This is a genomic window from Microcoleus sp. N3A4, from assembly GCF_036701805.1.
GTDB lineage: Bacteria > Cyanobacteriota > Cyanobacteriia > Cyanobacteriales > Microcoleaceae > Microcoleus.
In genome coordinates, this window is sequence record NZ_JAUBRJ010000045.1 from 1 (window position 1) to 14,806 (window position 14,806).

Genomic DNA, 14,806 nt, shown 5'->3' on the forward strand with positions numbered 1-14,806 from the left:
ATCGTATGGTAAGGTGCGTCGCTCGATCGCTTTCTGGGCAGCAAGAATTGTTCGTGGCGACGCACCCTACTTTTACTTAAAGGCAGAACAGATTTTTCAGGTGGGGCAATAACTAAAAAAAGTTCTGCGAATAAAAATACAGGCGGTACAATTCGCAGCTCAATGTACAGCGGTTGTTATCGATATGAATCAGCCCCATACTCATTAATTTAGAAGCTACTATCGGATCTAATTCCACGCCGCCATCTGATTTTACCACTTGTTTAAATGCAACTGCGAGTTGGGGATACTCTTGGAAAGCCACCCAAAAATTCTGCAAGTAATCTTTATAAATTCCAGATATTGTGGAAGCTTCTTGTAGTAGCCGATCTAGCGTTACACTGTTTTGACAGAGGTGGTAAAGAGCTAGCCGCACCAGATAAGGATGTCCCCCCACCATTGCCATCAGTCGATCGGCATCGGGGCTATCTCTCCAATCCAGTCCGTGACGCTGCGCTAAAGCAAGTATCTGCTCTTTTGTAAAATAGGGTAATTGCAGCGGCAAACCGACATTAAAAGGCGATTCAGTCAGCTTTAAAGGAATATAAATTTCTGTGGAGTGAAGAACGATTAACCGCAGTTTTCCCAAAGTTTCTATCCGCTTTGCTTCTTCATGCCAGCTTCGCAGCAGTGGCAAAAATTCTCTGGCAATTTTTGGATACTCTAAAATTCTATTGACTTCATTTAAAGCTAAGACAAGAGGGCTACTTATTTCTGCTAATACATATTGTTGCAAATAGATGGTGCAGCTTACTTTGCTACCCATATCTTCATCCCAATAATCATTTAATAGAGGTGGCAATTTTAGGTGACGGCTGATGTTGGCACAAAACCAGCGTAAAAATTTATCCAAGTTGTTTAAAACAGCTTCGTCGGCTTGCTGAAAATCCAAACTTACGGTTTGGTAGCCAAGAGAATTAGCGCGCTCTAAAATCCGTAGCAGCAGGGAACTTTTTCCCATCTTCCTGGGAGCTTTAATCCGCAGAACACTTCCAGGTTTGTCAATCTGTCGGTACGCGAGTTCTTCAATTAGCGGGTGATGGATATAAAATGGCGAACCGAGGGGTACTGGAGAGCCTGGATAATCTAAAGGTGTTGTTAGGCATTGGCTGCGGGTAAATTCTTCTATTAATTTTCGTTCCTCTGCTGTCAGGAAACGCGATTCTAAAGAGGATCTAAAATTTGATTTACTAATAGGTATCTGCAAGATTTCAGAGAGAGATTGCCACAAGGACGAGGCGATGTTTCTCAGGTAATGCTCTCCGTAATGAGAGGCTGATGCTATACTTGTATAAGTCTTTCCTTCCCAAACTTGGCGGAGTATGATTTCTTGTACGGGATATAAATCTTTTTTAAATCGGGTACGAGTTAGCTGTATTACCTCATCTATTGTCATAATTTGCAATTATTTCGTAAGTCTATCGTTGATGTTATCACTTTTTATTGACTGTAAAGCCCTGAGCGATCGCCTATTGAATTGCGACGGGAGGCGGCAGTAAGATTTCTCTGGGGGTAACAGGTAAAATCCGTTAAATGTCACCGAACCCTTCTTTATTCTACTCCCTACGGCGTACTTCCTACGCTCGTCGGCAAAAATGTCATGCAGGTGTCACAGTGAGTAGTGAAGCCACAATTATAAATGTGACAGTTGACCTTGATAAAGTTTAGTTAATTGATGTAAATTTAATCAGATGTAGTTTCATATACTTTTCGTGACTATCCGGCGATCGATATGGCTTAAATTATTCATGGCAAGGGTTTCAGGGATTTCACTTAGAAAAATTTGTGTTTCTAAATACTGTTTAGCCACAAACTTTACGCTACAAATCCAAGAGAGCCTTTCATATCGCTGTATCTCTTCATCACAATTGTGACAATTGTTAAGTCCAAAAGCCTAATTCTTCTTTTTGTACCCGCAGGTTTTTGAATTTTCCTGTCATACCCTCTAAAAAATAGTAGCAGATAACCGAGTTGATTTGATGCAAATGGTTCATGAAATGTTTTCTAGTTATTTTATTCCTCACGGTCATTGCTATTTGTGGAAGCCTGGATTAGTGGGGCTGCACGTTTTGTCCGACGCTTTGATTGCCGTCGCTTATTTTTTGATACCCATTACGCTGATTTATATAGTTAAGAAGCGGCAAGATGTGCCTTTTGACTGGGTTTTTATGTTGTTTGGCTCTTTTATTGTCTGCTGCGGGATTACCCATATTATGGAAATATGGACGCTGTGGCATCCTAATTATTGGTTCTCTGGTTTTCTTAAAGGGATTACGGCCCTGATTTCGCTATCTACAGCAGCAGTGCTGGTGGAACTGATCCCAAAAATCTTGGCTATCCCCAGTCCCGATCAATTGGCGGTGGCAAATTTGTCTTTACAAAATGAAATTGTCGATCGCAAGCAAGCTCAGGAAGCACTCTCCGAATTAATGCTGGAATTGGAAAAACGGGTGGTGGAGAGGACGATCGCTTTAGAAGTTGCTAATGAACTTTTGCAACAGGAAAATCGCGATCGATCTTTGGCTGAAAATTCACTGCGGCACTCTGAAGCTAAACTGCTCGAACAAACTCAGCAGCTAGAGAACACTCTACAACAACTCAAAGGCGCTCAAACTCAACTCGTGCAAACAGAAAAAATGTCCTCTTTGGGGCAAATGGTAGCTGGCGTTGCTCACGAAATCAACAACCCTGTTAACTTCATTTATGGCAATCTGATTCCGGCTGAGGAATACATTAAAGAGCTTTTGGAATTGATTAAGGTTTATCAAGTTTATTATCCCGCTCCGGCGCCGGAAATTGCAGAGAAGATTCACAGCATAGAGCTCGATTTTATTTTAGAAGATTTGCAAAAAATTTTTGCTTCGATCAAAATAGGAGCAGAGCGAATTAGGGAGATTGTTAAATCTTTACGCACCTTCTCCCGCTTAGACGAAGCCGATATGAAAGAGGTCAACATCCATGAAGGTATAGACAGCACTTTAATGATTTTGCAGCACCGCTTGAAAGAACAACCAAACCGCCAGCCTATCCAAGTGATTAAAGAGTATGGAGATTTGCCACTATTGGAATGCTATGCTGGCAAGCTTAACCAAGTATTTATGAACATTATTTCTAATGCTATTGATGCTTTAGAACAGATGGCGGAGCAGGGACATTCGACCAAAGGCTATTGGGAAAATAATTTCGATGAACACTTACACACCACCCATTGCCAACTGCTAAAAATTCGCATCCGCACGCTCTTAGTTGATGGTAAGTGGGTGCAGATTCGCATTGCTGATAATGGCACTGGCATAAATTCTGACGCGATCGCTAAAATTTACGATCCGTTTTATACGACGAAACCTATCGGTTACGGTACGGGTCTGGGTTTGGCGATTTCTTATCAGATTATTAAAAGCCATGAAGGTTATTTGGGTTGTGTTTCCGAGGTTGAGAGGGGTACTGAGTTTATTATTGAAATTCCTCTGAAATCACAACCTCAACAACAAGCAACTTGCTCTCAAAAAAGTTTTGGTAAACCTGTAAATTTGGGGGAGCATCCCGTTTTTCTCAATCAACTTGTGGGGTGTACCGAAGCACCCCACCAACCCAAAGATAGAGGAGGTTCTTAGACCTACTTCATAATAGAGATAGGGGGGGCTATTCAGCCCACTCTACAAGAACAAGAAGAGTGTTTCATTTGATAGGATATACAAGCAAATATTATGTGGCAAATAGTCAAGAATATCTTTTCTCCAACTCAGTATATGCCGCACGGTCACTGCTATCTGTGGCAAACGCCTTTGGTGTGGCTGCACGTCACCGGCGACTTTTTAATCGCGATCGCCTACTATTCAATTCCGGCGATGCTGATTTATTTTATCCTCAAGCGCCGCGATATCCCTTTTTTAGGAATATTTGCTTTATTTGGTGCATTTATTATTCTCTGCGGCACGGGTCACTTGTTAGACATTTGGACGCTGTGGCATTCCGCTTATTGGCTGTCGGGGATTGAGAAAGGAATTACTGCACTGGTTTCCTGCTTCACGGCCGGACAGATGGTAACACTATTACCACAGTTTTTATCTTTAAAAACCCCCCAAGAATTAGAGGTAATAAATCGCAAGTTGCAGAGCGAGATTGCTGTCCGTGAAGATGCAGAATTAGCGCTGCGACACGCTTATGATGACTTAGAAACTAAAGTCCAAGAGCGCACCGCACAGTTGAGAGAAACCAACGATTATTTAGAAGCAGAAATTAGAGTAAGAATAGCCGCTGAATCGGCTTTGCGCGAACGAGAGCTTAGGTTGACAGAACAACAAATTGCCTTGCTAGAATTAGCACAAAATTCTAGTATCTACGAGGGAAATATCGGCGAGGCGTTGAGAGAGATTACACAAATGGCAACCCGTACTCTGAATGTTGAGCGGGGAAGCGTTTGGTTTTATCGGGAAGATAAATCAGCATTGGGCTGTGCGGATATTTACGAACAGACGCCCAATCAACACAGTGAGGGTGCAGAACTAAAAGTTGCTGACTATCCTAGCTATTTCCAAGCTTTGAAGACTGAACAGACGATCGCAGCGGTTGATGCCAAAACCGATCCGCGCACCCAAGAATTTAGAGAATCTTATTTGATTCCTTTAAACATCTCGTCAATGCTAGATGTTCCTATTACCCATCAAGGACGAATTGCGGGTGTAATTTGTTTGGAACATCAGGGCACGCCGAGGAAGTGGACGCTCGACGAACAAAGCTTCGCTAGCTATTTGGCACAGATGACAGCTTTAGCAATGGAAGCTCGCGATCGCAAGCAAGCCGAGTTAAATTTGCGCTCTGTCACCGAACGCTTGCAATATTTGCTGGCGACTACTCCGGCGGTGATTTTTAGCTGCCAATTAGGAGGAAATTATGACGTAACATTTGTCAGCGAGAACGTTTTTTCAATGATCGGCCACGAAGCGCGAGAATTTGTTGATGGTTCTCTTGATTGGCATAGCATCGTTCACCCAGAAGATCGAGAGGTTGTTAATAGTTCATTCGCTCAGATATTGGAAAAAGGAACGATTTCCTATGAATACCGCGAACTGCACAAAGACGGTAGTTATCGCTGGATATACGATGAGGTTAAGTTGGTCAAAGATGCTGCTGGCATACCTGTGGAGTGCGTTGGTTATGGAGTAGATATTACTGCACGCAAACAGGCGGAAGCGGCTTTGCATCAACAAGTAAAAAGGGAGCGGCTCGTGAATTCCATTCAAGAGCGGATTCGTTCTTCTCTTAACCTAGAAGAAGTGATGACAATGGCTGTTGAAGAAGTCCGCCAGTTTTTGTCAACTGACAGGACACTTATTTACCGTTTTAATCCAGATTACAGTGGATTTATAGCCGTCGAGTCGGTAGCAGCCAATAGGATGTCGATTTTGGGAATTGATATTAACGATCCTTGCTTTCAGGAACACTACGTCTCTGTTTACGAGCAGGGACACCTTCGCGCGATCGACGATATTTACACGGCAGGTATTTCAGAGTGCCATATTAATTTACTGAGCGAGTTTGAAATTAAAGCTAACCTCGTGATTCCCATTTTGCAAGGTAAAAAATTATGGGGGCTACTCATTGCTCATCACTGCCGCAGTCAAAGACATTGGAACTCTTCTGAGATAGAATCTCTCAAGCAAATTTCCGTGCAGCTAGCAATTGCCATCCAGCAATCCACCCTTTTTGAACAAGCAAAAACTGAAATTTCCGAACGCAAATTAGCAGAGACAGCATTACAAAAAGCTGTCGTCGCTGCTGATAAAGCTAACCGCGCCAAGAGCGAATTTCTTTCTTCTATGAGCCACGAACTGCGGACTCCCCTGAATGCCATTCTGGGATTTAGTCAGGTGATGGTGCGCGATTCATCTTTAAACAATCAACACCAGCAGCACCTAGAAATTATTAATCGCGCCGGCGAACACTTGCTTTCGCTAATTAATGACATTTTGGAAATGTCCAAAATTGAAGCGGGCAGAACTCAGCTTAATGAAAGCAGTTTTAATTTAATGCGCCTGCTAGAAACATTAAAAGAAATGTTTCGATTAAAAGCTAAATCTAAAGGGTTGCAGCTCAATTTTGAAGTTGTTGACGGCGTACCGCCATTTCTGAATGGAGATGAAGGTAAATTGCGCCAAATTTTGATTAATCTTGTAGGAAATGCGATCAAGTTTACAGAGACGGGTAGCGTTACGTTGCAAGTGAAAAAGAAGGTAGAAGAAAGTTTTGTGGCTGAAAGCGCAGAGTTTTCGGACACACAAGAAAGCTTGGCGGTTGAAACCGCAGCTATACAAACAAAACCCGCCTGGGTGGGTTCAGAACAGTCCTCGCAGGCGGATTTTGATGGTGTAGACGCGAATGACCTTCACCGGGTATTTTTACGCCTTCAGTTTGAAATTGAAGATACCGGCCCTGGCATTGCCGCAGAAGAGATGAATAAGGTATTTGAACCGTTCGAGCAAACAAAAACAGGTCAAGAATCTCAACAGGGTACTGGATTAGGTTTACCAATTAGCCGCAAATTTGTACAAATGATGGGAGGGGATATTGCTGTCAGCAGTACGCCTGGTGTGGGAAGTAAGTTTGCATTTGATATTGAAATCAAGCTTGCCGAGCCCAGCGAGATTAAAATGCTTAAACCGCAGAAAAAAGTAATTGGTTTAGCACCGAATCAATCAGAATACCGGATTTTGGTAGTTGACGATCGCGCCGATAACTGCCTAGTCATAGACAGATTATTGTCACCGCTAGGCATTCTCGTGCGAGAAGCTAGAGATGGTAAAGAAGCTATTGCTGTATGGGAGGATTGGCAACCGCACCTGATCTGGATGGATATGCAGATGCCTGTCATGAATGGCTATGAAGCCACCAGAAAAATTAAAGCTGATCCTCTCGGAAAACAAACAGTAATTGTTGCTCTCACTGCTAGCGCTTTTGAAGAGGAACGCCAAACTATTTTAGGAGCAGGCTGCGATGATTTCATGCGTAAACCATTTGAGGCAAAGATATTATTTGCAAAAATGGAAGAACTTTTAGGAATGCGCTACATTTACGAGGAATCTGTTGATGCACAACTAGAAAATGAAAGCGGAATTATGGGAGTGACCAGCAGTGAATCTGTAGAATCACAAATCGCTAAAATGCCTGTAGAGTGGGTGGAAAAGATTTATCATGCTGCTCATGAATGTTGCGACAATAAAATTATCAACTTGATTGAGCAAATGCCTAGAGAATTTGCTTTAAGCGCACAAACTTTAACTGTTTTAGTGCAGGATTTCCTGTTTGACGATATTATAGAGCTAGCGAGGTCGGCAGTTACGGCGCGGTGAGGATACCAGTTCCCAACTAATCTCGACTTAGGAGGCTCTCCTATTTGAAAAAATACCTAAGATTAACCCCCGACGACCTCTCCATGCCCTATCCTTTTAGGAGAGATAATCGGAAGTTATACTGTTTCATTCTTTTTTACAGGTAATTATTAAGTGTTAATAAATTGTATCCCAAAAAAATACCGTGAGCGATCGCATGGACAGCAATCAAATTCCGACAATTCAAGCCAACATTTTAGTAGTTGATGATAAGCCCGATAATGTGCGGCTTTTATCTACAATCTTGACAGAACAAGGGTATGAGGTTCGTAAAGCGCTGAACGGACAAAGGGCGATCGCTACAGTGCTGGAGTTTCCGCCGACTCTAATTCTGCTGGACGTGATGATGCCTCAGATGAATGGATATGAGGTGTGTGCACAGTTGAAAGCTTCACCAAAAACCAGCTCCATTCCAGTGATTTTCTTAAGCGCTTTAGATGACGCTGCAGATAAGGTGAAAGCCTTTGATGTGGGAGCAGTTGACTATATTACTAAACCTTTTCAAGCTAAAGAAGTATTGGCACGAGTGGCAAATCAGTTAACAATTCAAAGTCAACAAAAGCTACTTCAAGAGCAAACGAAGCAATTAGAAGAACTTGTCGGACGTTTGCAAAACGAAATTAAAGAGCGGCAGGGGGCTGAGCTAGCTTTACGGCTTGCTAAAAAAAAGTCGGATCATTTATTGCTGAATATCTTACCAGCAGCGATTGTTGAAAATTTGAAAAAGGGCGAGGGTTCTCCAGCCCAGAGGTTTGAGTCAGCAACAGTTCTATTTGCCGATATTGTCGATTTTACGTCTATTGCTGCTAGAATTTTACCTCTAGAATTGGTAAAGGTACTGAACCAGATTTTTTCAAGGTTTGACCAACTAACTGAAAAACACGGTTTGGAGAAAATTAAAACAATTGGAGATGCTTATCTGGTAGTGGGAGGGTTGCCGGTGCCGAGGGCAGATCATGCAGAAGCGATCGCAGATATGGCGTTGGATATGCAGGAAGCGATCGCCCATTTTCAAACTGACACGGGCGAACCCTTCCAAATTCGGATTGGGATGAATACAGGGCCAGTAGTTGCTGGCGTAATTGGCATGAAAAAATTTACATATGACTTGTGGGGAGATACTGTTAATGTTGCTTATCGGATGGAATCTCAAGGATTACCGGGGTATATTCAAGTTACTACTGCTATTTACGAGCTGTTAAAAGATCGGTATGTATTTGAAGAAAGAGGCGCGATCGCGCTTAAAGGTAAAGGAGAGACGATCGCCTATTGGCTAAAGGCAAAAAAGGTTAGTTAAAGCTAATTGGTAAGTTATCGATCGCGATCGTTAAAAAATGAAAATAATTTGCAGTTTCACTTTTGAACTTTCGCGTACAATCTCTATTTGGCTGATGAATTCTCGAAAGTAAAACCTGCGTTCCGATTCTGACAAATCGAGCCAAAATTGGGGAAGGGAAACTATTTGGGCTGTTTCTCGCAAATTTACTGGGGGCAGTTGTGCGAGTTTGGTTTGCATTTCGGCAATTTCCGTGCGGATTTTGTATGCTCTCAATTCGGCAGTTTCTGTGTCTAAAATGCCGCTTTCAATCAGGGCTGGCAGTTGCTCTAGGATTTCTTGTTTGGAGCCGATCGCCCCGCCAATTCCTGCTTTAATTCGATTCATGTCGGGCATTTGCAGCCCAGCGACAGCCTGCGGTAAATCCTCACAGATTCTTTCGATGGTTAATTGCAATATTTCTTCGTAAGAAAGACCGCTGCATTTAGGCTGTTTTGGACAGTTAATCGGTCGCAAATAAAGGTATTCTTTGTCTTTGCGGTAGGATGTAACTTTTGCTACTGTCATGGGCGATCGGCATTCCGAACAAATTGCTAAACCTGCAAGGGAACGGGGGGCGCTGGCGGTGCGGGGAGGAAGGCGGCGGTTGCGGCGCAGCAACCTGTCTATTTGGGCCGCTTCTTCTCTGGAAATAATCGGGACGTGGGTATTAGAAATTACTTGACCGTTTTGATATTCCAAATCGCCTCGGTAAGCGGGATTTGTCAGCCAGCGCCGGCCGGTACTGACCGAGATTTTTTTGTTGTATTTCTTTGCTAAATAGCGCACGGAACCTCGCAAGGAACCGTAGAGGAGAAAGTGTTCAAAAAAGTCTTTGACGGCGGGAGAAGCGGATTTATCGACGGTGTAGCGGTCTTTGCCGCGACGGTAGCCGTAGGGGGCTTTTCCGGGTGGGGGAAGGGCTTTGATGCGGTTGCGTGCCTGTGCTTTGCGGATGCTGCGGCTGTGTTGGCTGCGCTGGATTTCTGCTAGGAGTTTGAGCAAGTTTGCTCTGCTTTCTGTTGCTTTTTCGTCTGTTACAATTAGTTGGATGCCGAGGGTTTCGAGTTGTTCTAGGTGCGAACATATTTGCTGCACTGTGTCGCCGAGTTCTTCGAGGCGCTGAATTAATAAGTATTTGACTGGTTCTGTTTGGCAGTCTTTGAGGAGTTGTTGGAGTTGTTGTCGCCCTCCTAAGTCTTGATAGGTGCGATCGACTTCTTGGCCCCAAATTTCCGGTGCTGGTGCAGCTTCGAGTAGGGGTTCGCTGTAGCTGTAGGCGATGATTTTCATCTCTTACTCGCTGAGTTCGATTATGTTGCCGTCGGGATCTTGAGTAAATAAAGCCGATCGACCTGACGCGCTCATTTGTATCGGGCAATTATGGGCAATTAATTGTTGTTTGGCTGCTTCTAAGTTGGCAACGGAAAATGCTAGATGTCTGTTGCGTCCCAATTTTTCACAGTCTACGGCATCTGGTATAATTGTTGCAGCTAAAATTAGGTGAATTTGGAAGTTGCCGACTTGATACCAAATACCGGGAAATTTTAATTTTCTGTCTATTTTTGACAGCCCTAATACGGTGCTGTAAAAGTGTTGGGATTTTTCGATGTTGGAGATGAGTATGGCGCTGTGGAGGGGTTGGGTTATTTGCATTTTTGTTTGGTATTTATTTTTTTAGTTTAACCGCTGATGCAGGCAGATGAGCGCTGATGAACGCAGATTTGTTGATGTTTGTTTAGTTTTTGATATGATAACATTGTCACTCGCTCTTAACATATAGCAATCCTCGCATCAGTCGCCTCTCTCGAACGAGACCAGAATCCTTGCAGTGCGAGCCAGAAAGCTCGCGTATAATGCAAGCAAATCATTTAGGATTGCTATAGTACAGGATAACGGTCCGATACATCGATGTCGGCAAAGTCCAACAATTATGGTCGAAATGGGAAAGCCAGGGCTTATACATCTTCTTTTTGCCTAAATATTGTTCAGAAATGAATCCGATTGAATTGGAGTGGCAACATCTCAAAAAAAATGAATTAGCCGGAAAAATGTTCGATGATGAATTAGAGCTTGCTTATGCTGTAATTCATGGGATAGAAGTTAGAGCAGAAACAGGAAACCATACTGCACAACGTGTTAAATTTAACTCCAATCACAGTCCTTAATCTTTTGTTACATACCGATCAATTTTTCCACCGACTTACTTACTTGATACGATCCGACTTTTGTTCTATACTTAGGTAATCTCGGTTTCTGATTGAACCCACCTGTTTTTACTAACTTTTCCAAGGCTCGGAATGAACTAAATGCTTCAGCTACCGATTTAAGGGATTGTTGAGCAACTTGGGAATAGAGTAGACCCTAGTTTTCATTGGACTTGACCAACTTGTACAAATCCGTATATTTGACAACGCTCTTGTCTTTGAAGTATTGTTGCCTACTTTCGTAAGTGCCAACGTTGAAGAGGTTGTTTGACCGCTTCAGTAGTTGTTCTACGATCGTCTGATTAACTCGTGTTAAATGCCAGATGTCTTGCTCAACAGCATACATAGAGCAAAATCGCTTCGGTTTTTGAGATTTTACCAGATTTGTCGATCGCCAGTAACACAAAGACAATACTGGATGGTAGACTCAAGTCTACAGTCGCCTTTCATCCCTGGTCTAAAGACACAGGATTTTTAGGCTAATTTATTATAAGTTTCGTTGTAACATCAGTATAACATCAGTGAAGTTTCTAAGATGGGCAACTTAGAAACCCGCGTAAAAAAAATAATAATATAGTGGTCTGGTATTGTGAACCCTTCCTTTTTTTCCTCACCGTCTCACGAACAACAAACTCCCGGACTTTCTGGCATTTCGATCCGGCTGGCTGCGTCGAACGACTTGGCGCAGCTAGCGGATATTTTGGCCATGAGCTTTCACTCGCGCCAGGGGTTTGTAGAATGGGTGTATCCGGTGTTGCGTTTGGGCATTTACGAAGATTTAAAAAATCGACTGCGTTCTAAGGCAGAACATTACATTTGTCTGGTTGCTGAGCTAGTCTCGCGCGAGGAGGGAACGCAGAATTACCGATCGCACCGAACTCAGTGCATGGCAGGAACAGTAGAAATGGCTCTGCGTTATCGCTTCCCTTGGCAAATCCCGAGTTCTGACTATCCTTATTTGTCTAATTTAGCCGTTCACCCGGAGTACCGACGGCAGGGAGTTGCTCAACAATTGCTCAGCAACTGCGAGCACACAGCCAGAGAATGGGGATTTTCTGAGATTTACCTCCACGTTCTGGAAAATAATCACGCCGCGCGACAGTTGTACTATCAGTCCGGCTATCGCTTGCAACAGGTCGATTGGAATTGGACTTGTTGGCTGTTCGGCCAGCCGCGCCGGTTGTTTTTACGCAAGCAGATTTCGCTCTGATACATTTACGCGACACTTACCCGGCTATTACCGGACAAAGTAACGATAGCACTAAGTAGGTCGGCGAGAAAAAACAAAACTATGTTAACATACATAAATAAAACCCTAGCTCTAGTGGGGTAACTAATATATGGGCGATCGATTAAGAGTATTTCTGACTCAAAAGCAAGACAAAACTCAATCAAATTTGAGAACAGCGCTCATTACCACAAAAAGTCAAATATCGAGCTCTTGTAATCAGGTTAAATGCACATGGCTGGTATGTTGAGAAAATAGCTGCTCACTTTAACTGGGCTTCACAAACAGTGAGAGTATTTTTACATAAATGGGAAAAGTTTGGGGTAGTCCTGCATAGCAATGAAAATGTGTTATAATTTTATTCTTTATAAGATCCCACCTTGAATTTTAGCTTATGAACTGTCCCAAGTGTAACTCTGAATACCAGATTGAAAAATGGTCGCACTCGCTAGCGATTAGCAAAATTTTAAATGTCGTCGAGATTGTGGAAGACAATGAGTCAATCGATTTGAGATTTGAGATTTGAGATTTGAGATTAAAGAATTGAAGCATTCACCCCACGAATAAATTCGGGGGTTCCTTTATCGGATACAGGTTTTTTATTTCTGGACGGATGAATCCGGGGGCTTGTATCCTGGATGCTTGATTGTCAATCGATTTGAGATTTGAGATTTGAGATTTGAGATTAAAGAATTGAAGCATTCACCCCACGAATAAATTCGGGGGTTCATTTATCGGATACAGGTTTTTTATTTCTGGACGGATGAATCCGGGGGCTTGTATTCTGGATGCTTGATTGTCAAAAAAGAAAGGGAAGCTCACAATTCAATGTGATGAACTGCGGTCATTCATTTGTAGGCAATAAGCATAACAAGCAGTGGAAAAAGCTGGCAATTGATGTATCAACTTTCATAAATTGTAGGAGTGTATATTGGCAAAAGAGATCGAGCTGGCGATCGAGGATTATGGGATTCTTGTGCCACCTGTTCCAGAGTCAATGTGCCGTAAGTTATACAGACTTTTGTCCTTTCCTAGGTCACAGTTTTTCCTCAAAAAAGACACAAGGCAGTAGCAAAGGAGACTGGTCTGACAAACTCCATAGAAAGATTTAATAATACGATGAGACAAAGCATATCTAGTAGGGCAAGAAAAACTCTTTCATTTTCCAAAAAACTCTCCAATCATATTGGGGCTATTTGGTATTTTATTCATGAGTATAACGCCAGTCGATCTATCAATTAAAACCCTGGATTTTCCTTGCTATGCAGGACTACCAAATCTGAACCCAAAACAAACAGAAAAAAAGGCACTCTTTTCGTTCGGTTAAGCTATAAAAACACACAAGCTCTTCAGATTGCCTTATGAATATTATTGAATCCATCTTACAACAAATGCCGGGGATTAGTCAACCCCAAAAGAAGTTTTTAGTCATTTTATTTTCCACTATTTTGCTAGTAAGAAGGCAAGGTCAACTTCACGAATCTCAGTCGTTACAGTTATTTGAGCAAAAAAACCTACCGCCGTCACTTTCTCAAAAGCTTTAAATTTCCACTATTCAATCAATATTTCCTAGAAAAAGCCTTAAATCCTGAACACACAGTCATTGCTGTTATTGATTGTTCTTTTTTAAGAAAAAGCGGCCAAAAAACTGACTGCAAAGCTTATTTTTATAATGGTGTAGCTGGTAAATCGTCACAGGGGTTGGAAATTTCTGTGATTTATATTGTCGAAATTGAGACTCGTTTATCTTATAGCTTAAGCGTACAACAAACTCCGTCACGTCCTCCAATAAAGCCGGTGAAAAAACTGCCACAAAATCCGAAGAATTGCTAGTCTGAGAAATCTCGCAAAAACCGGACTCTCAAAGCTCAAAGCCTGACATCACAAGAGTTAATAACTGTGCACAACATTTGAAGAATACTCGTTATTCCTGACCCACTTCTGTACGTTATTTGGTGGCTGATGGCTATTATTATCGCTTTCAATTCTGGGAGGCTGTGCGGGAGTTAAATTTAGACTTTATTGGCGAGCGAGTTGATGCTAATCTACGCTATCTTTATACAGGTCAACAAAAGAAACTGGGAGCACCTCGTCCATATGATGGTAAAGTTGACTGCAACGATCTGAGTCGTCTTAACGAGAGTCAAATACATAAAACCGGGAGTTTCACTTTATACACTGGTGGAAGGCGAGTTGTTGTTTAAATTGCCAAATTAGTGTGGCTTGTATCTCTGAGGTTCAAGCCAATGGCAAAATCAAAAATGCTTTATTATTTAGCACTGATATTCACCTACTGCCTGAGCAAATTGTTGAATACGATCGGGCTCGTTTCCAGATTGAATTTATTTTTCGTGATGCCAATCAATTTACTGGCTTATCTGATTGTCAAGCTCGTCATTTGCCACGGCTTGATTTTCATTTTAATGCCACTCTTATTGCCTTAAATTTAGCCAAACATGAACTCTCTAGTTGTCATTCCTCTGCCAAGTCGTTTGTGTTTTCGATCTGTTATTATAAACGCCTGGAATTCAATAAACACCTACTTTCTACCTTTATTGACAAGTTAGATTTAGACCCGGATTAGACTTTAAATCACCCTCACCTCCCTTCAGTCTTGTCTTATGATACT

General features: G+C 42.3%; 11 protein-coding genes and 1 pseudogene. 9 read left to right on the top strand and 3 right to left on the bottom strand.

Annotation, left to right across the window (positions count from 1 at the left end; genetic code table 11):
• Positions 1-112 precede the first annotated feature (112 nt).
• The gene (locus QUA56_RS23120; protein WP_333362117.1) at positions 113-1,435 is read right to left on the bottom strand and encodes an AAA-like domain-containing protein; all 1,323 of its coding nucleotides are present in this window, start codon (positions 1,433-1,435) and stop codon (positions 113-115) included.
• Positions 1,436-2,018: 583 nt separating this feature from the next.
• Here QUA56_RS23120 and QUA56_RS23125 point away from each other — a divergent pair.
• The 3 genes from QUA56_RS23125 to QUA56_RS23135 all read left to right on the top strand — a co-directional run bounded on the left by QUA56_RS23125 (position 2,019) and on the right by QUA56_RS23135 (position 8,724).
• Positions 2,019-3,653: an ATP-binding protein gene (locus tag QUA56_RS23125; RefSeq protein WP_333362120.1), complete on the top strand. Its 1,635-nt coding sequence runs from the start codon at positions 2,019-2,021 to the stop codon at positions 3,651-3,653.
• A 93-nt stretch (positions 3,654-3,746) separates the two neighbouring features.
• On the top strand, positions 3,747-7,388 hold the full coding sequence (locus QUA56_RS23130; RefSeq protein ID WP_333362123.1) for a GAF domain-containing protein: 3,642 nt from the start codon (positions 3,747-3,749) through the stop codon (positions 7,386-7,388).
• A 196-nt stretch (positions 7,389-7,584) separates the two neighbouring features.
• Positions 7,585-8,724, top strand: coding sequence for an adenylate/guanylate cyclase domain-containing protein (locus QUA56_RS23135; protein ID WP_333362261.1), 1,140 nt, complete (start codon positions 7,585-7,587; stop codon positions 8,722-8,724).
• A 30-nt stretch (positions 8,725-8,754) separates the two neighbouring features.
• Here QUA56_RS23135 and QUA56_RS23140 read toward each other — a convergent pair whose 3' ends face one another.
• Positions 8,755-10,035, bottom strand: coding sequence for a recombinase family protein (locus QUA56_RS23140; RefSeq protein WP_333362126.1), 1,281 nt, complete (start codon positions 10,033-10,035; stop codon positions 8,755-8,757).
• Between the two features lie 3 nt (positions 10,036-10,038).
• Positions 10,039-10,398 carry a VOC family protein gene (locus QUA56_RS23145; RefSeq protein WP_333362129.1) on the bottom strand — a complete coding sequence of 120 codons (360 nt, stop codon included), beginning with the start codon at positions 10,396-10,398 and terminating at the stop codon, positions 10,039-10,041.
• Positions 10,399-10,715: 317 nt separating this feature from the next.
• Between QUA56_RS23145 and QUA56_RS36920 the strand changes: the two genes are divergently transcribed.
• From QUA56_RS36920 to QUA56_RS23175, 6 genes and pseudogenes are all read left to right on the top strand, one after another.
• Positions 10,716-10,910: a hypothetical protein gene (locus QUA56_RS36920; protein WP_445242943.1), complete on the top strand. Its 195-nt coding sequence runs from the start codon at positions 10,716-10,718 to the stop codon at positions 10,908-10,910.
• A gap of 628 nt (positions 10,911-11,538) precedes the next feature.
• Positions 11,539-12,159: a GNAT family N-acetyltransferase gene (locus QUA56_RS23155; RefSeq protein ID WP_333362132.1), complete on the top strand. Its 621-nt coding sequence runs from the start codon at positions 11,539-11,541 to the stop codon at positions 12,157-12,159.
• Between the two features lie 236 nt (positions 12,160-12,395).
• Positions 12,396-12,533, top strand: a complete 138-nt coding sequence (locus QUA56_RS23160) for a helix-turn-helix domain-containing protein (protein ID WP_333362264.1) — start codon at positions 12,396-12,398, stop codon at positions 12,531-12,533.
• Between the two features lie 446 nt (positions 12,534-12,979).
• A pseudogene (locus tag QUA56_RS23165) lies at positions 12,980-13,419 on the top strand (IS1 family transposase); the annotation flags it as partial.
• Positions 13,420-13,677: 258 nt separating this feature from the next.
• Positions 13,678-14,010 (top strand): hypothetical protein, encoded by a 333-nt coding sequence (locus tag QUA56_RS23170; RefSeq protein WP_333362135.1) that lies wholly within the window; start codon positions 13,678-13,680, stop codon positions 14,008-14,010.
• A gap of 385 nt (positions 14,011-14,395) precedes the next feature.
• A complete protein-coding gene (locus QUA56_RS23175; RefSeq protein ID WP_333362138.1) occupies positions 14,396-14,761 on the top strand; it encodes a hypothetical protein in 366 nt (121 codons plus the stop codon).
• Positions 14,762-14,806 lie beyond the last annotated feature (45 nt).